Source organism: Exiguobacterium sp. EA-TM-5 (assembly GCF_053878415.1).
On record NZ_CM132670.1, the window covers coordinates 1869503 to 1893070 of the forward strand.

The window sequence follows — 23568 nt, forward strand, 5'->3', positions numbered from 1 at the left end:
TTATCATCCAAATGTTTACAGAAACAGTATAGCGTAAGCGAGGTATGTAAAGAAAGCGTTATCAGTATTTAACATACTAATTAAATGCATGTTTTTGCCTAAAGTGTGGTAAAGAGAAAGTGTACGAAATGATTCGTTATACGGATTAGGAAGGATGAATCAATCATGAAAGCAATCGTCTTATTTGATGGAGAATGTAATCTCTGTGACGCAAGCGTCCAGTTCATCTTAAAACGAGACCAAGGATACCATGATTTTGCTTCGTTACAAGGGGAGACAGGACAAGAACTCATCCGGCGTCATCATCTCCCCGAATCCATCGACAGTGTCGTCGTGATTGACCGGGGTGTACCTTATATCAAATCGGACGCAGCGTTACGGATTGCCCGTCATTTACAAGGAGGATGGCGTCTGTTGAGTGTACTTCGCATTGTTCCACGTTCACTCCGCGATCGCGTCTATGATCTCGTTGCGAGCAATCGCCATCGCTGGTTTGGGCAAAAACAAGAGTGCGCACTCCCGTCTCCGGAGACACGTGCTCGATTTCATGACTAAATAGGAAAAGCCGCGACGAATTGGTCGCGGCTTCCTTTTTGTTCATTGATTCGTCATATGCAGCCAGTGACAACTGGGCAACGGGTCACCAAGGAAACTTAAGCCTAAATCATGGGCTTGGTGGATGGTTTCGAAACAATCATCTCCTTCATCTAAGTACACTTCATGATGTGGTGATTGAAGATGGATTCCGGCGATACGCCAAAGATTTGATTGATGTGATACGTTAATTTCATAGTCGATATTAGGTGAGACGACGAGTGGATTACCTACTGAGTGGTGGAGCGTATATCGAGTTGGTGATTGATCTGACAAGTAGACTTGCTGTGTCGAAGCGATATCCTCTCGATATAACTGATGACGTGCATCAAAAGACCGAGTCGGATTTGCCTGTTTTATTAGTTCATGAGAGGACCCCTCATTAAAGGTGATGACTTCTGTAAAGGTTCGATATTCGTTTGAAAAAGGCGAATACGGTCGCGCGTCTCCTTCGAAATAACGATGCGGAGAAAATGGATTCGGGTTCACGAGAATTGGAGGAGCAATGAACGTCAGCACACGTAACCGAAAAGTAGAAAATTTCAGATGCGGAGTAGGTGCCGGATACAAAGAGTAATAAAGCACGTATTGTTCATGCTCTCGTTCCCGGTCCGGTTCTAGTTTTACCAAATTCGTAACGCGGGCAAACGTCTCGATTATCCGTGCGAACGGTACCGATTTTCTTGAAATGGGACGGAGCACTCGGATTTCGAACCGTGTAAACTGTTCAGGATTAATCGTGCTGGTCCATTCGGAAGCCGTTGTGTCACCTAAGCGATGTCCATCTTGAAAGACAGTATAATGTGATACTTCTGGAATTTCGCCCCATAACAGCCGGACAGTATGATTTTGTTGAATCAGGACGGTCATTTTACGGTTCCAGAACAAATCATCCGTACTTGAAACGAGAGCAGTGACGATACGTGTTTTTGAATCGGAATCGATCAGTTCGAACGACTGAGGCTCAAATAAAGGTAGTGTGTCGGTTTGATAGGTATTCGTATCTTTGATGATGCAAGGTACACCATTTAAGAGTAAACGGACATGACTTGTCCCTTCCCAAGTGAGACAAAAGGTTTCGCCGATCTGTTTGATGTAAATGTGATTGATATCAATCATGAGGTTGATCGCTCCTTACATAAATTCTGAAAGAAAACCCCTTCCGCTCCATGATCAGAAGGGAAGGGGAAACATCATAGTAATCCTTTTGCGACTTCTAGTTTTTCTTGATCGTGTTTTAATTGCTTTTTAAGATCATGTGCGTGGTACATATCGTGATCAATCATGTATCCAGCGATCGCAGCGTGCGTCTGAATCGCTTTGTTCAGCTGTTCAGTCAAGACTTTCCGCACATCAGGAGAAGCCGTTTCTGTAATTGCGACAGCATAAGCGCGGACAAGTGATTTGCTGCTGATCAAGAAGTCCGTTGCAATCAACTCGTCGCGTTTTTTACTAGGACGGCTAATCGATTGGAGAGCTTCATTCATGTGAATCGCCTCCTTCATGATTTGCCAATAGTTTTTGTAAATCGCTTAATGCTTGTTCGCTATCTTTGATGTCTTGCGCAATCAATTTTTCTAGCGTCTCATCTTTGACGAATGAACGAACGGCGATGGCTTTAACGAGACAGGCTTGTTTCATTGTCATGATTTCATGAATTTCGAGTGTTTCATGGATTGCAAGTGGTGATTTAGCCATTAATCTCACTCCTTATCATGTAACATACGTTTGACCGTATCTTTGACGTTTTGCATTCCTGTTTTTTCTGCTAGATCGTGGTGAAGTTGGTGCGCAGGCACCTTCATGTTCGGAATGTTCCCTTGCGGTGCTGGATTTTCCAGATGAACAAATTCACCGGTTCCGTCTTGAGCTTCCCCTTGAGCCCAACGCCCTTCTTTTGAAGCTGTGCCTTCGGATAGATCCCAGAACTCATAAGCATGAGGTTGCGCTTCCATCTCATCTTCAGGTGCAAAAGTAGCCGGAACGACGACTCCATTTTTCGTCTCGAGTTCTTCGATTGCTGCCATCCATTGATACTGGTGATAGCGGTCACGGGCAAGCATCTTACGGAAGGTAGCACGAACGCCTTCATCCGTCGTCATATGATAGAGGCGGGCGACTTGGAGTCGACCTTGTGATTCCGCATATAGATTCGAGCGCATATCTGCTAACAAATTACCACTCGCAACGATATAAGAACCGTTCCATGGTATACCGTTTGCGTTCGATGGCAATCCACCGAGACCGCTGACAAGAAGGTGTTGCGGATTCATTCCCCCGAGAATGGCTGCCGTCGCCGGATCCTTAGCAGCTTCTGCCTGATCATCTGGTGATGCCCCGTCGAGCAATTGAGAAATGAGGGAACATAGCATTTCAACATGCCCAATTTCTTCTGTCCCGATATCCATCAGCATGTCCTTGTACTTTTCTTCCCCTCGACAATTAAAGCCTTGGAAAAGATACTGCATCATGACCGTCATCTCACCGAATTGTCCACCGAGTACTTCTTGTACGGCCCGAGCAAGTTTTGGATCGGGTCGATCAACCTTGACTTCGAATTGTAATTCCTTTTGATGGCGAAACATGAAAAGAACCCCCTTTAAGTTTTAAACATATACAAATCACACATGTTATATTCCTTAATCGGTCTCTTTCAAACCTGTTTCTTCTTCTTTATTGATATGTTGAAGTGAGTAGTTAACTCATGAATAATGGGAATGTTCACTACTTCATACTTTCCAAACCGTGAAGGACTTCGAACCGTTCACGAATTCATCGAGGGCTAACAGCTCAATTAAACTGTAAAAGACAGTAAGGTGTTACATACGTATCAGAAACGCAACCTTAATTATTCTTTTTGTATCAACTTGGAACTCTCAGAGCAATCCAAAGATAATGTCGTACTGAGAATTTCCAATGCGTGATCTTTGGCAATAGCGGTTTTTGCTGCCGTACAGTCTGCTGGGACATGAATAGAATATTCACGCATGTAGGCATCATTTGCGGTAAATAAAATACACATATCTGTCGTTAGTCCAGTGATGATGAGACGTGAAACTTCCAAATGCTTCAATAAAATATCAAGTTGGGTACCGAAAAATCCTGAGTGCTTTGGCTTGATAATGAAATAATCATTTTCTTCTGGATGTAAGGCATCGATGAGTATATCCCCAAGACCACCGCGACACTCATCTACGATTTGATTAACGTTCTCTTGCCAGAGACCAAAGTTATCGTTGACGTAAATTACTGGGATGTTTTGTCGTTTACAATGTTGTTTTAATTGTGAGAGTGGTGCAAGGACAGGGAGTGTCTGTTGCAATAATTGCTCAGCTCCTTCGAAATCCATCTTATTGATGACATCGATGATCAACAGTGCTGTATTTTCTTGAACAGTCATGGCGGACTCCTCTCATAAAAAGGTGACTAAATAATGATAAGGCGAATAGAGTTGTGCTTTAGAAATAAAAATTTCGGAAGGGGAAGCCGATTCACGGGCTCCCCGGACATCAATTAAACATCGGTAAATATGTGATTCCAGCTCTGCGATAAAATCTGGATATTGATACAAGGCATGGTCCATCCGTCTTCGACGATGATCTTCCATCAAGACGATACAGGGGTTGGTCTCTTTCAGCGCCATTGCACTGAAGACGGTTCTTTGCTGTTTAAAATCTTGATTTAAACAGCGGACGATTTGATTTAAATCAGCTTCCACGTTCTTCACTTCCTAGTTGTAGATTATTTATACTGTTCTTATACATGTTATTAATTTTTGTTCCACTCTTCATCACGAGGTAAACGGATAAAAAAGTCAGATCCTTTTCCGATTTCTGAATGTACGGTAATTCGTCCTCCATGCCCTTCAATGATTTCCTTACAGATCGGTAAACCGAGACCTGTTCCTTGAACTTGGACATGATCCGCATGTTCGACGCGGTAATACGGATCGAAGAGATAAGGAAGGTCTTGCTTTGGAATACCATATCCATCATCACTAATGGTAATGACAACTTCAGCTTCAAAGCACGCTAACGAGACGTGGATATTTGAATCAACGGGAGAATATTTTATCGCATTATTTAAGATGTTTAATAAAACTCTCCGAATTTTTTCTTGATCCGCTGTGATCAGACAAGGACCATCGGTTTGGATGTGCAAATGATGTGTCGCTGTCACAACGTTCAACCACTCCGTTAACTCGATGAGCATATGTTCGATACAAAACGATTCGAGCTGATATGTTTCTTTTTGATGACTTAAACGCTGGTAGTCAAGAAATTCTGTTAATAGTTGACTGAGACGTTGCGTCTCACTCCGCATGGTCTCTAAGTATTTCCGTTGTTTTTCAGGAGACAACGTTCGGTGTAACATCAGTTCACTAAAGCCTTCAATGGAGGCAAGTGGTGTTCGTAACTCATGAGATAAAACCGAAATGAAGTCTTGCTCTTTTTTTGCATAGTTGACTTCAACAGTCCGCTCTCGAAAAACAAGCAGAATACCTTGCCGCTCTGGCAAAAATTCTGTGTAGAGTCGTAAATGTCGGTCGTCTGGCATTGAAAAATCCTGAGCAGGAACGATTGATCCGTGCTCGAAGCCAGCTTTGATTTGTTCAACATATGCATATAGTGCTTCAGTTTCGAGAAGTAATGGCTCGAAGGTTTCGATAACAAATGATAGGCTTTCTGATTGTTTTTCAGAAGGTGACCAGTTCGAGAACAATTGATGAAACATTTGATTCGTAAAAATATTCATGTTCGAGACATCGACAAACAGGATCGCTTCTCGAAGACCATTTAAGATGCGCTGAATCAATTGATGGTGATCTTTTATACGGATATCATCGAGCAAGCGCATCAATCCGATATTCAGTAAATGTGTCGTTTTTTGAAGTGCGATTGTATCCGTGAACGGACGATGAAATTGTAAGGTTAATGTACCGATGAATTTTGATGAACTGTGTAATGGAAGAGCACACAGTGTTAACTGATCCATCTCAATCAAGTGAATGGAGGCATCCAGCTCGGTCTTCGCTTCTAACGCGAGTCGTTCTTGATCACATGTAGGTTCTTTTGTTAGTGCAATATGAACGTGTTCTAAATCATTCGACTGCGGTGAAAAATGGACATGGGTCGCTCTGAAATGCGTACCGATTGCTTGCAACCAAGTGTGAAGACCTGATGTTGATTGATAGCGTAAAATTTGAGTCGCTAACTGATTTTGGAATTGAAGTTGCCGCTCGAATATCTTTTGTTGCCCTATAGACTCTTGGAGTTTTGTATTGACAGCTTGCGTTTGTTGATGTTCAAAAGCAAGCAATGTCGTCATTTGCTGCATAGACTTTCCAAGTATACCGATCTCATCATGGCGAGTTTGATAATCGTTATGCTCCAATCGGTCAGGTTGTTTCGTTTGTTCGACAAGATCGAGTAAATCTGTTCGGAAAGACCGCACAAGTCTTAATATCAAGTAACTGAGAAGACAAAAAGCGATGATCATTACTCCAAAGGCGTATCCTAATACTTCAACGGTTCGTTGCTGTAGCAATTGTTGCACTTTTTTCTCTTCGTTATGAATCATTTGAAAGTAGTCGTTGACGATGGAGTCAGACTGTTGAACCAGCTTTTGGTTATCCGTGACTACTTGCAAAGTGAGCTCTTGTTCTAAAAATCCCGAAAATTGAACGAGTTGATGCACAAAACGTTCATCCGATAAATTCGAATAACGTTGATTAAATGATTGAACGTGTTGTCGTAAACGTTCCAATCGTTGATTCACCTGTTCAAGGTCGTCCTGATCATTAAAGTCGATTTGTTGGACTTGAAGATTGACTTGTTGGGCTTCATTCCAAAGTGTGCGAGCTTGCGTTTTCTGAAGTGTGATCATCTGTGATGAAGTTCGATGTTGCTCGAGTTCTTTTTGAGCAACGTAAAATGTTAGGACGCCAATGCTTGCGAAAATCAGGAAATTCGAAAGCAATAGAATATAAAATCGATGAAATATACTTGATGAGAGCCACTTCATGACGAGACCTCTTTCTAGAAAGATATAAACAAACTATAGATATACATGTTTTAAAGAAATCTTATCACAGACATTGAATAAGCCACATGATTTGCATCATCGATTGAAATATCATTTTGCCTCTTTCCGAAAAAATCCCTAGATTTTGACACTTCACATCCTTTAAGATAAACGATATACATATGTGCATAATCACTCTAAATGACACTTTAAGCCATACTATTGATTGTGAAAATGAGTGAGCTTCTGTACTATGTTTATATAAAGGAAAGAAAAAGAAGGTGAAATGGATGAAGATGACTCGCTCTACGGACTATGCCATTCGTGTGCTTATCTTCGCAGCGTCGCATCCGACTCGGCTCGTACAAATTCAAGAAGTGGCAACCCATTATGATATTTCTAAAAATCATTTGATGAAGATTGTCCATTCATTGAGCAAGTTTGGTCTCATCATTTCCGTACAAGGGCGTAATGGTGGATTCAAATTAGCAAAATCCCCAGAGACAATTACGTTAGGAGAAATCGTTCATTTATTTGAAGAAGTATCCTATCTTGAAAATGTGACAGTTCCAAATAAAAATGGTAGTTTGCAAAACACACGACAAGCGTTTGATCAAGCATTCATGTCCTTTACGGATGCGTTACAGGCATACACGTTACAAGATTTAATAGCGCCAACGACGGACGGTTGATGCGAAGAGTCAGAGAAGGAATGATATTCTCTGACTCTTTAATCGTGTACATAATAAAATAATACATATTTTTATCAGATGATGGTGTTAATTATGACTAAAACTAGTATCTTTTATGTTACTATAAACAAGATTCGGACACTAGACGAATCTTGTTTTTAGAACAAAAACATGTACACTTTGTACTTGTTTTTGTGGTATAACTTTACAGAGGGGAGGTTTTATTTCCATCTCACCGGGTTAACTTTTATACAGGGCTTTTTTTGGCCATTTAGATAAAGGATTAAAGGTATTTGTCCATTGATCCACGTAAAAGGGAGGGTTTCGGAATGTCCGAAATGACCATCGAAATGTTTATTCACTTCATTCAACACTTAGTACATTCTCCACGATTCATCGTCCAACGTCCGCAGGAACAAGAGGGCGTCTACACTTTTGAAATCCGTGAGTTGAATCTATCGAGCGTTTCAAAAGCTGTCATGCTTCACAAGACAGTTGATCTTCTTCATGAGAAGACATCTGAAGATACGCGCGAAACGTTGACGAATGAACTGGTCACTCTATCAAAAAAAACATTAATGAAATCAGATACAGTTGCTACTCTAGAGGTAAAGTCCGTCATTGAAGAATCGCTACACCTCACGTTTTCTAATGACAAGAAGACTTGGTTTTCTGGAGTACTGGATACAGAAGAGGCCATTAATCAGTTTACGAACCGCTTTCAAAGTGTCATCAATAATAATGGAACGTCATGTTAAATAAAATCAGGTCATGCCACAAGTGTGGTATGACCTGATTTATTTTTATCCTGTACAGAGCATCAAAACATTACCATCAGGATCAGCAAACGTAAAATAAGCAAAATCATCGAAACGTTCGATGTCGCGGATGATGGGTGCTTGAAATGACAATACGAACTGATAAGATGCATCAATGTCCGTCGTGTAAAAATTAAACAAGGGTTGTCAAGAAGGTTGATGTCGATACGTTGGGTCGTTCGCATGGTCATCAAGTGTCAAGCTGGTTGGACCTTGAAGTGGGACATTATAGACAGGAGAAGCGACGAGGAACGAATCAAATGGGAGCTGAAGTAACTGATGGTACCAGGCTGCTGACCGTTGCATATCCTGTACATGTAAAAAGACTGCGTTCAGTCGGGGAGCAATAAGATGAGTCGAGGTCGACATGGGAATTTCCTCCTTCGATTCTTTAGTACAGAGTCTTTATTCGTTTCATTCAAAATGATTCCTGTATGATATCCCTATAAATGGAATATGTTATGATATATCAGGAAAATCATTTTTGAATTGGAAAGGAATGATGATATGGAAACCATCATCTGTACGACGTGTGGCGTCGAACAAATCAATCCAGAACGCGAAATTTGTCCGATTTGTCTAGAGGAACGACAATACGTCAATCCGACAGGACAAACGTGGACGACGCTTACTGAAATGAAAGCCTCAGGAACATATCAAAATGTGATTACAGACGATGGAGCAGGCGTCTATGCAATTCAGACGACACCAGCATTCGGTATTGGGCAAACAGCATACCTCGTCCAAGGAACATCGTATAACCTGTTATGGGACTGCATTACATATCTTGATTCAACAACTATAGAACAGATCAACGAATTAGGCGGGATCCACGCGATTGCATTATCGCATCCGCATTATTACGCGACACAAGTCGAATGGGCAGAAACCTTTGATGTGCCAATCTATATTCATGAGGACGATGCATCATTCGTAACACGACCAAGTGAGCGAATCACTTTCTGGAGCGGTGAACGCTTGGAATTATCAGACGACCTGATCTTACATCGCGTGGGTGGTCACTTTAAAGGAGCAGTCATCTGTGAACGGAAAGATGTATCAGCTGGGTTGTTGTTAACAGGAGACATCATTCGGATCGTTGCCGATCGAGCGTGGGTCAGTTTCATGTACAGCTATCCGAATGTGATTCCACTTCCGGCAAAGACGGTCGAACGGATGGCAGAGTCGCTACGTCCGCTTGCATTTGAGAAATTATACGATGCCTTTCATCGAAAAATTGAAACGGGTGCGTCTGAAGTCGTCGCTCGCTCAGCAGAACGGTATATCGCTGCCTTGAACGGGGACTGGTTCACGACATGAAGTCACGCTTGATCGTCATCCGCGGAAACTCCGGTAGCGGGAAAACGACACTTGCGAAAGCGTTACAATCAGCTTTACCGGATACAATTCTCTTTTCTCAAGATGTTATTCGAAGAGAGATGTTGAACGTCAAGGATGTAGCTGGGAATCCCGCAATTCACTGGATAGAAGATCTAATCATGCTTGCAAACGGACGCCATGCGACGATTCTGCTGGAAGGAATTCTCGCCCAAGATCGGTACGGTGAGATGCTCGATCGGTTAGAACGTCGCTTTGGATCATGCTACGCTGCTTATTATTTTGATGTCTCATTTGAAGAAACAGTTCTTCGCCACGCTTTGCGTCAGCCGACAGAGTTTTCTGAAGTGGACATGAAACATTGGTGGTTGGATCAGGATCAACGAGCATCGGATCGTCTATTTGTCGAAGACTTGTCGTTAGAAGCAATGGTGCAGCAGATAAAGCGAGAGCAGGAAGGGGAACATGAATGACTCACTATATTTTTGATATGGATGGTACGCTGTTTCAAACGAATGCCGTACTGGCTCGTGCGTTAGAAGACGTCTTTCATGATTTACGACAGGAGGGGCGCTGGGAAGGCGAGACACCTCTCGCCCTCTATCAGCAAATCATGGGTGTATCGTTACCAGAAGTCTGGAAGACGTTGCTGCCGGATTTTTCAGCCGCAGACCAACAGGCTGCAGATCTCAAGTTTCGGCGCAGCTTAGAGCAGGCAGTCGAAGCGGGGCATGGTCAGCTTTATCCGGGAACAGTGGAGTTACTGGCTCGCCTAAAACAAGTTGGTCACCGAGTCTTTATCGCTAGTAACGGTTGGCCATCCTACTTATCAGCAATCGTGAGCACATATGGACTTGAAGCGTATATTGATCATGTCTATAGCATTGAAGATATCGCTTCAGGTGATAAATCCGCACTAGTCCGTGAAATTTGTCAGACGCATGATATTACATCAGGCTATGTTGTCGGTGACCGGTTGTCTGATTTCAAAGCGGCACATGCGAACGGATTGGTTGCGATCGGTTGTCAGTTCGATTTTGCGCAAGAGCAGGAACTGGCTGTCGCTGATCGTGTCGTCCAAGAGTTAAGGGCTGTCTACTAAAAAGAGCCGTCTTCATGAAGAAGACGGCTCTTTACTATAGGAATTACTCTGCCCACCAGAGGGCATCTTCCGGTTTTTTCGCAATTGTTGAAACTTCTTTTTCACTGGATACAGTTGGATGCGACCCTTTGAGTGCTTTACCGGCTGTATTTTTAAAGAAGAAGAAGAACGTGACGAATCCGATGACACTGACTGCCGTTAAATAAAAGGCAGGAGCAAGCGGATTTTGAGTCGTATGGACGAGCCATGTTGACACAAGTGGCGTCGTACCACCAAAGATTGAAACCGAGACGTTGAATGTGACGGAAAGCGTCCGGTAACGAACATCTGTATAAAAGATACTTGGCAGTAGACTTGGCATCGTACCTTCAAAGATCGCCAGGAAGAAACCGAGGATGAAGATACCGATTCCGACGAACAAGAGTGGTTTTAGTCCAATCAAGAAGAACGATACGATGGATAGTAATGATAGACCTGCTAGTGCGAACAAGACGATTTTACGATTCCCTTTTTTATCACTTAGTTTCCCGAAGAAATAAGCGAGTGGAATCATGATCACCATAACACCGGTAATTAAGATCGTACTTGTCGAGCTTGACATGCCGATGACTTCATTGAGGTACGATGGCATGTACGATAAGAGCATATAGTTCGTAATATTGAAGAAGGCGACAGCGATGAAGCAAACGATAATATCACGTTTATGATCACGAAGGATTTCGCGGAATGTCGCAGGTTCTTCCGTATTCTCATTAATTTCGTTTTCGAAGATCGGTGATTCATCCAAGTGGCGACGTAAGTAGAGGCCAAACAAACCGAGTGGTGCTCCAAGAATGAATGGGATACGCCATCCCCACGATGCCATTTGATCATCTGATAATGTGACGAAAAGCGTTGTTGCGAGTAACGACGCTAAGATATACCCACCGAGTGTCCCGATTTCAAGTCCGCTTCCGAGAGCGCTTCGTTTATTGTCGGGTGACGATTCGGCGATATAGACCATTGCGCCGGCGTATTCACCACCTGTTGAAAAACCTTGCAGGATACGGGCTAACAATAATAGAATCGGTGCCCAAATCCCGATTTGGTCATAGGTTGGTAATAACCCGATGATGAGTGTCGATCCAGCCATCATGACAATCGTTGTCGTCAAGACGACCTTTCGTCCGAGTCGATCTCCAATTCGTCCAAAGACGATTCCGCCGATTGGTCGCATTAAAAAAGCGATCGCAAACGTAGCAAATGTAAAGACAAGCTTCAGTTCATCATTTTCAACAGCACTAAAGAAGTTTTGACTGATGATGATTGCGAGATAGGAATAAAGACCAAAATCGAACCATTCCATCGCATTCCCAATTCCGGTCGCGTAGACACTTTTTTTGGTTTGCTTCATGTCGACGACATTGACTTTTTCTTTTCTGAATTTCATAAGTTCTGTTCACTCCCTTTGATAAGTTCGTATCGTACCATAGCAGAAAATGAAGTCAAGTTGCTAATCTGCTTAATCAGTTGAAAACGACTGAAAATGGCTCTGTGCCGGGAGTTGTCAAACCGTTGCTACTGTAAGGACGAACACGGGTGTGCATTTTTCATGAAAAAAATTGAAAAAAATTTAATTGTTTTCATAAATCAAAAACAAATTTCAGATGTTTTCATAACTAAAAAATCAGTAATCCGTCTGTAGAATGAGGAAATGAAGACCATTTATTGGTAAGTTGAAAATGGAGATGGAAAAGTGAAGGAGAGTGCGTATGAAAAAGAAATGGATAGCGATTGTGTCGATTACTTTTATAGTCATTGCTGGCGGTTGGTATATCGGTTTTCAGGAGTCAACAGTATCAGGATTTCCTGTCCCTCGCTTTGCAACGGTAGTCGAAAAGCAAGGGGAGTTGAAAATCGAAACCCATCTCGTTTCAGAAACAGATGGTCCAGGTGTATTGTATGGAACGTGGATTCGCCAAGCAGGGTGGGAAGAACTTGATCGTGAAGGGGCAACGGCTTGGTATGAAAGAGACGGAAAAGTGATTGCCTTGACGACGTTTGACGGGGAACTCTATCTAGAGGCTTCTAGTAAAGAAGAAATTGGTATATAGAAGGTGCGATTATTTGTGAAATGGAATGGTTGGAGTCTGTTTTTTGCCATAATTTTATTCATCCCAACTGAAATGACAGTAAATATTGAACGAATCATTCGGATAACTGGCTTATCTTACCGGATGTTTTACATATTGGACATTCTGTTGGTTATTTTGTGCATCATCTTATTCTTTAAATCAATCTGCCTTATGCAGGAGGCGATGGTTCGAAGTCGACTCACATGGGCGCTATGTCTCAGTTGGGCACTGTATTTCGTCTTGATGGTGTATGCAATGAGTCGATGGTTTCCCGTCACGCGTCCAGCCGATTTTCCGAGCCCGGTACTTGGTTTATTACTGATTGGCGTATTAATAATCTATCCATTCTGTATAATAGCATTAATTAGTTTCTTAAAAGAAAAAGCGAAATCCGATGAAATGTCTTCACTAAAATGAGGACGATCATCAGATTTCGTTTTTTTTTCGTTTCATTAAAGGAATAATCCGTTTGCTTGGACGACAAACTGCGAGTGTTCGTAATGATACGTAATGACGGAATAGTCGAACGGACGACCATTCGTTAAGTGAAAAACCGTCTCGATTGTTAATCCAGGATCACCTTCTTGAAGTTCGAGGTGTGCTGCAGATATAGCGTTGAGTTTTCCTACATGCATGTACATATCAGAAAATCCGATGTTCAATTGCAATGCCGTCTCTAAGTATTCGAAAATCGACTGCTCGACGATTTCGCGATTTAAATACGGGACGATCGATTGGCGATAATAGGATTCCTCAAGGCACAGGATCTTGCCGTCGATATAGCGAATCCGCTTGACGTAATATACCGTCTCACCCGAATCGATACCAAGATTTTTGGCGATGCTCTCCGTTGCAGCGAGTTGATCGAGTGCTAGTACGGACGATTCAATCGTATGGTCGACAAGGTTCTGCTTAAAGCCTTGTGTAGAAAACAGACGAATGTAGCCAGCGCGGTTCGTCTTCCGGACAAAAATGCCGCTTCCTCTGACTTGAAAGATGATCCCTTTTCGTTCGAGTAATTCGAGTGATTTTGTCATCGTCGTCTTACTGACAGCGAACTGGCGAATTAATTCTTCGAGAATGGGGAGTTTATCGCCTTGCTTTAACTCATGTTGTTCTATGTATTGCTCGATTTCATCAGCAGTCTGTTGATATTTCAGCATAGGACACCTTCTTTTCTTACGAACTTTTTCTTCGTTCAGTATAGCATAAGCTATCTTTTGATTAATATAATGTTCAATTAAATTATTTATGTATTGATTAATTGTTCATGTACAATTAAAATGAAAGGGTATTCAACGCGTCATATTCAGGGGAGGTCACAATATGGGTAAGGTTCGCGATTATCAACGACTGGCGCACTCGATTTTAGAAGCCGTCGGTGGAGAAGAGAACGTCATCAGTGCTGTTCGATGCGCTACACGGCTTCGTCTTGTCTTAAAACGATCGGACCCGGCAGCGAAAGAAACGGTCAGTACATTACCTGGCGTCATTACAGTCGTCGAGTCAGGAGGACAGTTTCAAATCGTCATTGGTCAACACGTAGGTGAAGTCCATCAAGAATTTCTGAAGCTCGTCAATCTTGATCAGCCAGAAGCGGAAGAGGCACCGAAAGGGACGGTCCTCAACCGAATCATTGCAACGATGTCAGCCGTTTTTGCACCATTCGTCTATATCTTGGCTGCAGCGGGGATTCTGCAGGGAACTTTGATTTTGACGACACTTGCTTTTCCGGCATTCGCAAAGACGGGTACCTATGAAGTCTTCAGTTTTATCTCATGGGCACCATTCACGTTCTTACCGATCTTCATTGCCATTACGGCAGCGAATCATTTTAAGGTCAACGCCTTCATCGCTGTTGCCTGTAGTGCGGCACTGGTCAGTCCGACGTGGGCGGACATCGCGACGCGTATCACTGCTGGTGAATCCATCACGTTTCTAGGAATTGCTTTATCCGGAACAACCTATACGTCATCCGTGTTACCGCCATTATTCCTCGTCTGGATTCTGTCTTATGTCGAAAAATTCCTGAACAAGACGATCCATGAAGTCATTCGTCCATTGTTCGTTCCGTTCTTCAGCATGGTGTTAATGGTTCCACTTACGATTCTATTGATTGGACCGATTACGACACTTGGTGCAGAAGGGATTGCAAACGGGTATAACTACTTAGCAGAGAATGCTCCTGCGGTCGCTGGTCTGATCATTGGTGGCTTCTGGCAAGTCATCGTCATCTTCGGTGTTCACTGGGGTGTCACGCCGATGGTTCTCGCGAACTTCGAGCAATACGGTCGCGATTCGTTCCAAGCGTATCAAACGATTGCTGTCATCGCTCAAATTGGTGCCGTCATCGGCGTTATCTTAAAAGCACGAAATAAAGAAACGAAAAAAGTTGGTGTCTCAGCCGGATTGACGGGTATTTTCGGGATCACAGAACCAGCCATTTATGGCGTGACGCTTCGCTTTAAGAAGCCCTTCATCTATGGTTGTATCTCTGGTGCAATCGGTGCTGTCACGGCGAGTTTCTTTAAACCGTATTACTTTGCCTATGCCGGATTACCGGGACCATTGACACTCGTCAACGGAATTGATTCTGACTACCCGTCGTCCATCATCGGTTTATTGATTGGAACAGCGATTGCCTTGATTCTGCCGATTGTTTTGATTCAAGTATTCGGTTTTGGTGAACAAGCAGCACCTGTCGTCGCGACTGAAACGACAGCGACACCTGTAGCTGAACAAGAAGTCAGTGCGACACTGACGAACGAAGAGACGTTGCGTGCACCGCTTGAAGGAACAATCGTTGCCTTATCGGATGTACCAGATCCCGTCTTTGCTTCGGGGGCAATGGGTCAGGGAGTAGCGATTCGTCCAACAGGCAATGAGGTGACGGCACCATTTGAAGGAACCGTCGTCATGATTGCCCCATCTGGTCACGCAATCGGGCTACGGTCAACGAGCGGCGTCGAAGTTTTGATCCATGTCGGTCTCGAGACGGTGACGCTTGACGGGAAGCCATTTACGCTCCACGTGAAAGAAGGTGAAGCGGTGAAGACCGGTGATCGATTGGTGACGTTTGATGCTACAGCAATTGAAGCGCATGGACTCGAGACGATTACGCCGATCATCATCACGAACACCCAAAGTTATGCGCAAATCTTGCCGACGGACGAGACCGTCACGACGGCAAATACACGGATTTTAACAATCATCAAGTAAGAGAAATAGAAGGAGGACATGAAGATGAAGACATTACCAAACGATTTTCTATGGGGTGGTGCGCTAGCAGCGCATCAATTCGAGGGTGGCTGGAACGCTGGTGGCAAAGGACCGAGCGTCGTTGATGTATTGACGGCAGGAGCACACGGCGTCGCACGACGTATCACGGATCAGGTAGAGGAGAATGAATTCTATCCGAACCACGAGGCGATTGATTTTTATCACCGTTATAAAGAAGATATCGCGCTATTCGCTGAAATGGGACTGAAGTGCCTTCGGACATCGATCGGTTGGAGTCGGATTTTCCCGAACGGAGACGAAGCGGAACCGAACGAAGAAGGGCTCCAGTTCTATGATGACGTCTTCGATGAATTACTGAAATATGGCATTGAGCCAATCATTACATTGTCGCATTTTGAGATGCCACTTCACCTTGCGCGTGAATATGGCGGTTTCCGTAATCGGAAAGTGGCGCTGTTCTTCGAGAAATTCGCAGAAGTCTGTTTCACGCGCTATAAAGACAAAGTTAAGTACTGGATGACGTTCAACGAAATCAACAACAAGATGGACGTTAGCAATCCATTATTCCTCTGGACGAATTCTGGTGTCTTACTCGATCCGGAAGAAAACGCGATGGAAGTCATGTATCAAACGGGACATCATGAGTTGCTCGCGAGTGCGCTTGCCGTTGCCAAAGGAAAAGCGATCAATCCGGACTTTAAGATTGGAGCAATGGTTTCACACGTACCAATCTATCCGTACTCATCGCACCCGGAAGATATTCTGCTTGCTGAAACATCGATGCGTCAGCGTTACTTCTTCCCGGACGTCCAAGTCCGTGGTTATTATCCGTCTTACGCATTGAATGAGTTCAAGCGGGAAGGGTATAATATTCCGATTTTAGACGGTGATGCGGAAATCTTACGCAACGGAACTGTTGACTATCTCGGATTCAGTTACTACATGTCGACGACCGTCAAACATGATGCTGTCGTCAATAACACGGGTAACATCGTCAACGGTGGTCTCGCAAACGGTGTTGAGAATCCATACATCCAGTCGAGTGACTGGGGCTGGGCGATTGATCCGGTCGGTCTTCGTTACGCGATGAACCGTCTGTATGACCGGTACCAGATTCCGTTGTTCATCGTCGAGAATGGTTTTGGTGCGATTGATACAATCGAGGATGGTCAGATTCATGATACGGCGCGAATTGATTACTTGCGTGCACACATCGAAGCGTTCAAAACAGCCGTCCTTGAAGATGGCGTTGAGCTAATCGGGTATACGCCGTGGGGCGTCATTGATATAGTCTCCTTTACGACAGGGGAGATGAAAAAACGCTACGGTATGATTTACGTCGATCGAGATAACGAAGGGAACGGAACGATGGAACGAATGAAAAAGGATTCGTTTGACTGGTATCGTCACGTTATTGAGACGAATGGTGCTGCGTTACACGGTTCAGAGACAGCAAAATGATGAAGCGAGGCGACGGAAAAATCCGTTGCCTCGTTTTTTAAAGAATTGGAATGAAAAGAGACGAGGTATGGCACACTTAAGAAAATGGAGGGCGGATAAATGATCAAAAAGCGCTATGCCGATCGGCATGACTGGCGTCGCATCATACAGCGGCACTATGTTCAAGAACAGGTCGAGAATGAAGTGTTTCAAGGGCACGTGACGCTTCTTCAGATTATTAGAGTCGCTTCACCATTAGATGTCCGCTATGGTGACGAAACGATTCGAATCGCTGACGATGATTACGTCTGGGTACAGCAATTTCCAAAGGATGCTCATCATGCGGTGACCTCGATGTTTGATACTTCTGGCCAGTTAGTGCAGACCTATGTCGATATCTGTCTTCGTACTGGAGTGGAGAACGGACGCGTCTACTGGGACGATCTGTTTCTCGATTTGATCGCATTGCCGTCGGGACAAGTCTTATTAGTCGACGCGGATGAACTAGAAGCAGCATGGGAGCAAGGGGATGTCTCACAAGCAGACTACGCGCTCGCTTGGGCGGAAGCAAAACGGCTCCAGAAACAACTAGAAGATGGATCTTTTCATCTCGTCGCACATGCCGAAGTTATGAAAAAACGGTTAGAACAGCAACTCAAACAGGGAACCTCGCGATGACGGGGTTCCCTGTTTTTTAGGCACGTCGTTCTTCGTTAATCTCATTCGTTTCGAAATACCGTTGTTTTCTTGGGAGGAGAACCATTCCGATAAAACAAATCGTCACGATCACGAAAAGAACAGCAAATAGAATCGTACTAAAGCGAATCGACCAGATATCACCAAGCAGACCGATACTAACGATTGCGATAATCTGTAACAGACTGACACCGACACCGTATAAACTCGTAAATCGTCCCATCAAGTGAAGCGGAATGTTCGTCTGTTGGAAGGTCAGAAAACCGGTACCTGCGAATGCGTGGAAACAACCGAGCAATAAAAAACCAGTGCAGACGATTGAAAATGAATTCGCACTTGCGTATAGCAAATAACCGATAGCGACAAACGCATAGCCGATCGTCAGCATCGTCCGAACGGAGAGCATTTTGGCATAACGGGCGACGAACCAGCTACCGACGACGGAACCGATCCCTGTCAGGCTCATCAGTAAACCGTAGTCGGTTTCCGATAAGCCGATGCTTCGTTGTAAAAAGACGACTTCTTGTGTATCGAGCGCGAGTGTCGCAATCATCATCAGCATCGCGAGGATATACAGTCCGGTCACGTAACGCGCTTCTTTACTGAACTGATAGACGAGCCGCCAATCGGACAGGATGTCTTGTAGCTTCATCCCTCGTTCGACCGACGCAGAAAAACGTGGCAAGCGCATCAGTAGAACCGCTGATCCGAGAAACGAGACAGCATTGAGCCGAATGGCAAGGTCGGCAGAAGCAATATACAAGAGTCCACCAGCAAGAGCCGGACCAATCAAAAAGGCACCTGACGTGATCAGACTACGATAGGCATTAAAAGATATCCGGTCTGTTTGCGGAACAAGCGTCGTGATGTACGTTAAGGTAGCGGGTTCAACGACTGCTTTGATGACGGCTAAGGCAATCAAGTCGATGTAAAGCATCGATAACGGTAGAAATGGCAAGATACCAATCAAAAAGGCACGTAACAAATCAGTCTGAATCAACAGGCGACGTAAGTCGGATCGGTCGACCCAACTACCAGCGAACGACTTGATAACGAGGGAGACGACAGGGCTGATGATCCAAAGCACAGCGACAGCGGATGCGGAGCCAGTCAAGCGATAAATATAGACGTTGATCGCAACGAGATAAATGAAGTCGCCGAACTGCGAAATACCAAGCGCACTTAAGAGAGTCCGTTCCCGAGAAGTCATGACAGCATCCTTTCTTACATCATTTTCCAATAGTATACCAGAAAATTCTGATAACGTTTTCGTATATCTCTATACTTTTTATCAAAGAGTGGGTATACTTGGAAAAAATCAAGGGAAGAAGGGTTCAATCATGTTATCAACGGTTGATTTATATCAGGCATTACCTGTACTCGAAACAGAGCGGCTTCGTTTACGTTCGGTTCGCGCTGGAGATGCAGCAGATATCTATGCCTATACAAAAGATGAAGAGACAGCGCGGTATGTCAGTTGGCATGCCCACGAAACCCTCACAGATTCCGAGAAATTCGTCGAATATATTCTTCGACAATATGAACAAGGAAATCCAGCCCCTTGGGCAATCGAAGACAAAGCAAGCGGTCGAGTTATCGGCACGATTGACTTCATTAAAGTCTCGTTTGAGCAACAGCAAGCAGAACTCGGTTATGCGTTGTCGCGCGACTACTGGGGGAAGGGTTTGATGCCGGAAGCAGCAGCGCGTCTCGTGCAGTATGGTTTTGAGACACTCGGACTCGAGCGTATTCAAGCTCGCTGTTTTGTTGCGAACGATGGATCAGCGCGTGTCATGGAAAAGATCGGTATGACGTTTGAAGGTGTCTCTCGGAGTGCTTTATACGTTAAAGATCGTTTCTGGGATTTAAAGATTTATGCGATCACGCGCAGTGATTACGAAGGGAATTAAGTAAGATGGGTTCACGGCTAATGCATGCTTACATCGGACAACGATTGATTACGTTACTTCCGGAACTAGAACCTGCTCGATTCCTTCTCGGAACAGTCGCGCCGGATGCCCGTTACGGCGACAAGGAGCAAGCCCACTATTATACGGGTGAATTAGAGAGTGGAACACGAGCAATTGATTACGAGACATTTTGGGGAGAATCAACTTCATGGAATCAATCATTTCGGTGTGGATATTACGTTCATCTGATAGCAGATGATATTTGGTTACGCGGTTTTTATATGAGTTGGTTACGGCAAGCGATCGTAACAGACTCCTCAATCGGTTCAAGATATCATAATGATTTCCGCAGGTTTAATACGCGAACTGCTTCGTTCGTAAGTTGGGATGAGCAGGCACTATTCGGAGTGCTTAATGAGGTACGTATGCAGTCGAGATGGAAAGCACTTCCGCATTTCATTAGAGAGGTAGAGGAGGATCGACGAACCGTTCTGCAACAAGAATATGAGATTTTGTTACCGCATCAATTGGACGGCTATATCGAAACAGCGATTGAACGGTCCATTCATCACTTACGTAAAAAAGGTGTAAGGGTCGATATATCAAAAGCATCATCGCCGAACGATTGATATGATCCATCTTATGGTTCCAAATACTATGTAGCAAAATCCGTTCAATAGACTAAACCACATCAGGTTAATCAGACTTTCTAAACCATCAAACCAATCCGAAGATGGTGTGACGAATAAAACAAATAGTAAAGATACCATATGACGATATGACGAATGAACGCATCTGTTAAGAATAGGATGCGTTTTTTCTATATTTATCATTCATTTTAATTTGTTATGAACAGATTTATCTGGCAAAGGTTAAACAATAAGAGAATCAATTTTTTTATTTTAATTCAAAGCAAAACACTCGGAATAAGATTGGGTCTATGTTATACTAAAAATAAGAAAAGTAAGGAAGTAAGGAATACAAGAAAAATACAGAAAGAAGGAAGTTCGTGATGGAGCTATCAAAGTTAACGTCAAAAGGACAGATCACCATCCCTAAAAAAATTCGGCAAGCCTTGCAAGTAGAGGAAGGAGATCGCGTGGCATTCATTGAGGAGGATGGATTTGTCATCATGGCGAAAGCGGATTTGAAACAGCTGCATGACCTTCAAGATATATTGAGTGATGAGACATTCAAAGCACTCATCCACAAAGCGAATCATCATTTGTAAAATCAAAAAAGGAGGAAATAACAGATGGATATGCGCGAAGTAGACTTACCAGGAATCGGACGGAAGTTTGAAGGCATCACAACACGAGGAGATAAGGTGGTCGTCATCGTCCACGACGACGGACGCCGAGAGATGCATCATTATGATGATGATGATTTTGATGAGAGCATCTCGAGTGTGACATTTAATGATGCAGAAGCACGTCAGATGGCAGGAATTCTCGGAGGATTATCCTATAAGCCGAAGGACCTTGAAAAGATTGAACTAGCGTTTGATGATCTCGTCATCGAGTGGTTCAAAGTCGGTCAAGATTCAAAAGTCAACAATCGGACGATTGGTGAACTCGATGTCCGTAACCATTACGATATTTCAATCATTGCGGTGCTTAAGCATGACCGTTCGAAGTCACTCAACCCGGGACCAGATACACGACTTGAAGCCGGTGATACGATCGTTCTGTCAGGAGAACGTCAAAACATCCGTCACATCACGAAAGCATTATTCTCAATCGAAGGAGGCGGATAATATATGGATCATCTCATATTTGAAGTCGGTACCGCGCTTATCTTAGTGGCGATCGCGGCATTGCTCGCGAACAAACTTAACTTCTCGATCATTCCATTTTTAATCATTTTAGGAATGATTGTTGGACCGCACGCTCCGACAATCGGGATACTAGACTTCAAGTTCATTGAAAGTGCTGAGTTTATCAGTTTCCTCGGACGAATCGGCGTTCTGTTCCTCTTGTTCTATCTTGGACTCGAGTTCTCGATTGGTAAATTGATCCGATCTGGAAAATCAATCGTCACGAGTGGAACGATTTATCTATCAATTAACTTTACCGGGGGTCTCTTATACGGATTCATCGCCGGATTCCCACTGTATGAAGTGCTCGTCATCGCCGGAATTATCACGATCTCCTCGAGTGCGATTGTCGCAAAAGTCCTGGTCGACTTACGCCGGACTGGTAATACCGAGACCGAGCTGATTCTTGGGATCATCATGTTCGAGGACATCTTCCTCGCGGTCTACTTGTCGGTTTTATCCGGACTCCTTCTCGGTGGTGGGACAACATTGCTCGCGTCACTTACCTCAATTTTAATCGCCCTCGGCTATATGTTGCTGTTCTTCATCGTTGCTCGGAAAGCGACACCACTTTTAAACAAAATGCTGAAAATTGCTTCGGATGAAGTCTTCATCATCGTTGTTTTTGCATCTCTGTTCTTCATCGCTGGTTTTTCAGAAACGATCCATGTCGCAGAAGCAATTGGTGCCTTGTTACTCGGTCTCGTTTTCTCAGAAACCGATCAAGGCGAACGGATCGAACATCTCGTCGTACCGTTCCGTGATTTCTTCGGTGCCATCTTCTTCTTCAGTTTCGGATTAAGTATCGATCCGACGATGCTCCTTGACGCCGTCTGGCTCGCTCTCGGTGCCGTCGTCATCACGATCATCGGAAACTATGTTGCCGGTATGATTGCGGGCCGTAAAGCCGGATTATCGCATAAAGCATCTTCAAACATTGGCTTGACGATCGTCTCGCGTGGTGAGTTCTCGATCATCGTCGCGAATCTCGGAATCGCCGGTGGATTGATGGATATCTTGTCACCATTCTCGGCTCTGTATGTCTTAATTCTCGCAATCCTCGGACCATTGATGACGAAGGAATCAAAACGGATTTACAACGTCATGAATAAAATCTTCAAATGGACGGAACCGAAAGAGAAAAAGGCAAAGAAAAATGCATAATACGATGTAAACGGACAGCCAGTTCGGATTTCACGAACTGGCTGTTGTTTTGTTTAATTCAAGACATCATATGTCGCCATCAGGAATTGTCCCGATTGACGACTGTCCTTCAAGCGAAGTTTCGTCTCAACAGTTCCTTCTGGAAATAACGGGATACCCGTTCCGAGAATGACAGGGGCAATCGCGAGTTCGATTGAACTGACGCACTGTAATCGTAGCGCTTCTTGAATCAATTCGCCGCCACCGACGAGCCAGACTTTTCCTTCAATTGTCGGTGTGATTCGCTTGAGTAATTGATCAAGCGGTTCATCGGTGAAGGTCACAGACTCGGACGTTCGTGGAGTTCGACTGTATACATAACTCGGGATATCTGCATATGGATACGTCTCGCTGAGTTTCAAGACGTCATCATACGTTTTCCGACCCATGATGACGGCGCCAATCTGTTCATAAAAATTTTGATAGCCATTGTCCCCGTCTCCAGCAACAGCAAATAACCAGTCAAGGGAACCATCATGTCTGGCAATTTTCCCATCAAGACTGCAAGCGATATAGAGTACGGTCGTAGAGTGAGACATTATTATTCCTCCTTAAGAATTGTATAAAGTTATCTTAGCGTA

At 43.9% G+C, this 23568-nt stretch carries 28 protein-coding genes; 16 read left to right on the forward strand and 12 right to left on the reverse strand.

The window, feature by feature from the left end; all coding sequences use genetic code 11:
* Nucleotides 1-165 precede the first annotated feature (165 nt).
* The gene (locus ACV3PA_RS09560) at nucleotides 166-555 is read left to right on the forward strand and encodes a thiol-disulfide oxidoreductase DCC family protein (RefSeq protein WP_456124508.1); all 390 of its coding nucleotides are present in this window, start codon (nucleotides 166-168) and stop codon (nucleotides 553-555) included.
* Between the two features lie 42 nt (nucleotides 556-597).
* On the opposite strand, the gene ACV3PA_RS09565 is transcribed toward ACV3PA_RS09560, so the two are convergent.
* From ACV3PA_RS09565 to ACV3PA_RS09595, 7 genes are all read right to left on the reverse strand, one after another.
* A complete protein-coding gene (locus ACV3PA_RS09565; RefSeq protein WP_456124509.1) occupies nucleotides 598-1713 on the reverse strand; it encodes a hypothetical protein in 1116 nt (371 codons plus the stop codon).
* Between the two features lie 74 nt (nucleotides 1714-1787).
* The gene (locus tag ACV3PA_RS09570; RefSeq protein ID WP_456124510.1) at nucleotides 1788-2081 is read right to left on the reverse strand and encodes a spore coat protein; all 294 of its coding nucleotides are present in this window, start codon (nucleotides 2079-2081) and stop codon (nucleotides 1788-1790) included.
* On the reverse strand, nucleotides 2074-2292 hold the full coding sequence (locus ACV3PA_RS09575) for a spore coat protein (RefSeq protein WP_456124511.1): 219 nt from the start codon (nucleotides 2290-2292) through the stop codon (nucleotides 2074-2076). Before ACV3PA_RS09575 ends, ACV3PA_RS09570 begins: the two co-directional genes overlap by 8 nt.
* Nucleotides 2293-2297: 5 nt before the next feature.
* Entirely contained in the window at nucleotides 2298-3179 is an 882-nt protein-coding gene (locus ACV3PA_RS09580) for a manganese catalase (protein ID WP_456124512.1), read from the reverse strand.
* A 263-nt stretch (nucleotides 3180-3442) separates the two neighbouring features.
* Nucleotides 3443-3994 (reverse strand): cysteine hydrolase family protein, encoded by a 552-nt coding sequence (locus tag ACV3PA_RS09585; RefSeq protein ID WP_053453536.1) that lies wholly within the window; start codon nucleotides 3992-3994, stop codon nucleotides 3443-3445.
* A 12-nt stretch (nucleotides 3995-4006) separates the two neighbouring features.
* Nucleotides 4007-4312 carry a hypothetical protein gene (locus ACV3PA_RS09590; protein ID WP_053453535.1) on the reverse strand — a complete coding sequence of 102 codons (306 nt, stop codon included), beginning with the start codon at nucleotides 4310-4312 and terminating at the stop codon, nucleotides 4007-4009.
* Between the two features lie 50 nt (nucleotides 4313-4362).
* The gene (locus ACV3PA_RS09595) at nucleotides 4363-6618 is read right to left on the reverse strand and encodes a sensor histidine kinase (protein WP_456124513.1); all 2256 of its coding nucleotides are present in this window, start codon (nucleotides 6616-6618) and stop codon (nucleotides 4363-4365) included.
* 290 nt (nucleotides 6619-6908) lie between these two features.
* On the opposite strand from ACV3PA_RS09595, the gene ACV3PA_RS09600 reads away from it, so the two are divergent.
* On the forward strand, nucleotides 6909-7310 hold the full coding sequence (locus ACV3PA_RS09600; protein ID WP_053453533.1) for an RrF2 family transcriptional regulator: 402 nt from the start codon (nucleotides 6909-6911) through the stop codon (nucleotides 7308-7310).
* A 329-nt stretch (nucleotides 7311-7639) separates the two neighbouring features.
* The gene (locus tag ACV3PA_RS09605) at nucleotides 7640-8068 is read left to right on the forward strand and encodes a hypothetical protein (protein ID WP_456124514.1); all 429 of its coding nucleotides are present in this window, start codon (nucleotides 7640-7642) and stop codon (nucleotides 8066-8068) included.
* 207 nt (nucleotides 8069-8275) lie between these two features.
* Here ACV3PA_RS09605 and ACV3PA_RS09610 read toward each other — a convergent pair whose 3' ends face one another.
* Entirely contained in the window at nucleotides 8276-8497 is a 222-nt protein-coding gene (locus ACV3PA_RS09610; RefSeq protein ID WP_235504883.1) for a VOC family protein, read from the reverse strand.
* A 138-nt stretch (nucleotides 8498-8635) separates the two neighbouring features.
* Between ACV3PA_RS09610 and ACV3PA_RS09615 the strand changes: the two genes are divergently transcribed.
* From ACV3PA_RS09615 to ACV3PA_RS09625, 3 genes are read left to right on the forward strand one after another with little or no spacing between them, the layout of a single operon-like run.
* Entirely contained in the window at nucleotides 8636-9448 is an 813-nt protein-coding gene (locus tag ACV3PA_RS09615; protein ID WP_456124515.1) for an MBL fold metallo-hydrolase, read from the forward strand.
* Nucleotides 9445-9939 (forward strand): AAA family ATPase, encoded by a 495-nt coding sequence (locus ACV3PA_RS09620; RefSeq protein WP_053453530.1) that lies wholly within the window; start codon nucleotides 9445-9447, stop codon nucleotides 9937-9939. Before ACV3PA_RS09615 ends, ACV3PA_RS09620 begins: the two co-directional genes overlap by 4 nt.
* Entirely contained in the window at nucleotides 9936-10568 is a 633-nt protein-coding gene (locus ACV3PA_RS09625) for an HAD family hydrolase (protein ID WP_053453529.1), read from the forward strand. Before ACV3PA_RS09620 ends, ACV3PA_RS09625 begins: the two co-directional genes overlap by 4 nt.
* A gap of 43 nt (nucleotides 10569-10611) precedes the next feature.
* Here the strand turns inward: ACV3PA_RS09625 and ACV3PA_RS09630 are convergent, their stop codons facing one another.
* Complete coding sequence (locus ACV3PA_RS09630) at nucleotides 10612-11997, reverse strand: MFS transporter (protein WP_053453528.1); 1386 nt, start codon at nucleotides 11995-11997, stop codon at nucleotides 10612-10614.
* A 322-nt stretch (nucleotides 11998-12319) separates the two neighbouring features.
* Here ACV3PA_RS09630 and ACV3PA_RS09635 point away from each other — a divergent pair, with 322 nt between their 5' ends.
* On the forward strand, nucleotides 12320-12661 hold the full coding sequence (locus ACV3PA_RS09635; protein WP_053453527.1) for a hypothetical protein: 342 nt from the start codon (nucleotides 12320-12322) through the stop codon (nucleotides 12659-12661).
* A gap of 204 nt (nucleotides 12662-12865) precedes the next feature.
* The gene (locus tag ACV3PA_RS09640; RefSeq protein WP_152910972.1) at nucleotides 12866-13099 is read left to right on the forward strand and encodes a hypothetical protein; all 234 of its coding nucleotides are present in this window, start codon (nucleotides 12866-12868) and stop codon (nucleotides 13097-13099) included.
* A 35-nt stretch (nucleotides 13100-13134) separates the two neighbouring features.
* Here the strand turns inward: ACV3PA_RS09640 and ACV3PA_RS09645 are convergent, their stop codons facing one another.
* Complete coding sequence (locus ACV3PA_RS09645) at nucleotides 13135-13845, reverse strand: GntR family transcriptional regulator (protein WP_053453525.1); 711 nt, start codon at nucleotides 13843-13845, stop codon at nucleotides 13135-13137.
* Nucleotides 13846-14008: 163 nt separating this feature from the next.
* Between ACV3PA_RS09645 and ACV3PA_RS09650 the strand changes: the two genes are divergently transcribed.
* The 3 genes from ACV3PA_RS09650 to ACV3PA_RS09660 all read left to right on the forward strand — a co-directional run bounded on the left by ACV3PA_RS09650 (nucleotide 14009) and on the right by ACV3PA_RS09660 (nucleotide 18040).
* Nucleotides 14009-15901 carry a beta-glucoside-specific PTS transporter subunit IIABC gene (locus tag ACV3PA_RS09650; protein WP_053453524.1) on the forward strand — a complete coding sequence of 631 codons (1893 nt, stop codon included), beginning with the start codon at nucleotides 14009-14011 and terminating at the stop codon, nucleotides 15899-15901.
* 24 nt (nucleotides 15902-15925) lie between these two features.
* Nucleotides 15926-17383 (forward strand): 6-phospho-beta-glucosidase BglA, encoded by a 1458-nt coding sequence (gene bglA, locus ACV3PA_RS09655; protein WP_456124516.1) that lies wholly within the window; start codon nucleotides 15926-15928, stop codon nucleotides 17381-17383.
* 99 nt (nucleotides 17384-17482) lie between these two features.
* Nucleotides 17483-18040 carry a ribonuclease FAU-1 family protein gene (locus ACV3PA_RS09660; protein WP_456124517.1) on the forward strand — a complete coding sequence of 186 codons (558 nt, stop codon included), beginning with the start codon at nucleotides 17483-17485 and terminating at the stop codon, nucleotides 18038-18040.
* Between the two features lie 16 nt (nucleotides 18041-18056).
* Here the strand turns inward: ACV3PA_RS09660 and ACV3PA_RS09665 are convergent, their stop codons facing one another.
* On the reverse strand, nucleotides 18057-19268 hold the full coding sequence (locus tag ACV3PA_RS09665; RefSeq protein WP_456124518.1) for an MFS transporter: 1212 nt from the start codon (nucleotides 19266-19268) through the stop codon (nucleotides 18057-18059).
* A 130-nt stretch (nucleotides 19269-19398) separates the two neighbouring features.
* On the opposite strand from ACV3PA_RS09665, the gene ACV3PA_RS09670 reads away from it, so the two are divergent.
* The 5 genes from ACV3PA_RS09670 to ACV3PA_RS09690 all read left to right on the forward strand — a co-directional run bounded on the left by ACV3PA_RS09670 (nucleotide 19399) and on the right by ACV3PA_RS09690 (nucleotide 22948).
* Nucleotides 19399-19968, forward strand: coding sequence for a GNAT family N-acetyltransferase (locus ACV3PA_RS09670; protein ID WP_456124519.1), 570 nt, complete (start codon nucleotides 19399-19401; stop codon nucleotides 19966-19968).
* Between the two features lie 5 nt (nucleotides 19969-19973).
* On the forward strand, nucleotides 19974-20597 hold the full coding sequence (locus tag ACV3PA_RS09675) for a zinc dependent phospholipase C family protein (RefSeq protein ID WP_456124520.1): 624 nt from the start codon (nucleotides 19974-19976) through the stop codon (nucleotides 20595-20597).
* Nucleotides 20598-20980: 383 nt separating this feature from the next.
* Nucleotides 20981-21199 carry an AbrB/MazE/SpoVT family DNA-binding domain-containing protein gene (locus ACV3PA_RS09680; protein ID WP_035407592.1) on the forward strand — a complete coding sequence of 73 codons (219 nt, stop codon included), beginning with the start codon at nucleotides 20981-20983 and terminating at the stop codon, nucleotides 21197-21199.
* Nucleotides 21200-21223: 24 nt separating this feature from the next.
* Nucleotides 21224-21724: a cation:proton antiporter regulatory subunit gene (locus ACV3PA_RS09685; protein ID WP_029341865.1), complete on the forward strand. Its 501-nt coding sequence runs from the start codon at nucleotides 21224-21226 to the stop codon at nucleotides 21722-21724.
* Between the two features lie 3 nt (nucleotides 21725-21727).
* Nucleotides 21728-22948 (forward strand): cation:proton antiporter, encoded by a 1221-nt coding sequence (locus tag ACV3PA_RS09690; RefSeq protein WP_053453517.1) that lies wholly within the window; start codon nucleotides 21728-21730, stop codon nucleotides 22946-22948.
* A gap of 53 nt (nucleotides 22949-23001) precedes the next feature.
* Here ACV3PA_RS09690 and ACV3PA_RS09695 read toward each other — a convergent pair whose 3' ends face one another.
* On the reverse strand, nucleotides 23002-23526 hold the full coding sequence (locus ACV3PA_RS09695; RefSeq protein ID WP_053453516.1) for a dihydrofolate reductase family protein: 525 nt from the start codon (nucleotides 23524-23526) through the stop codon (nucleotides 23002-23004).
* Nucleotides 23527-23568: the final 42 nt, after the last annotated feature.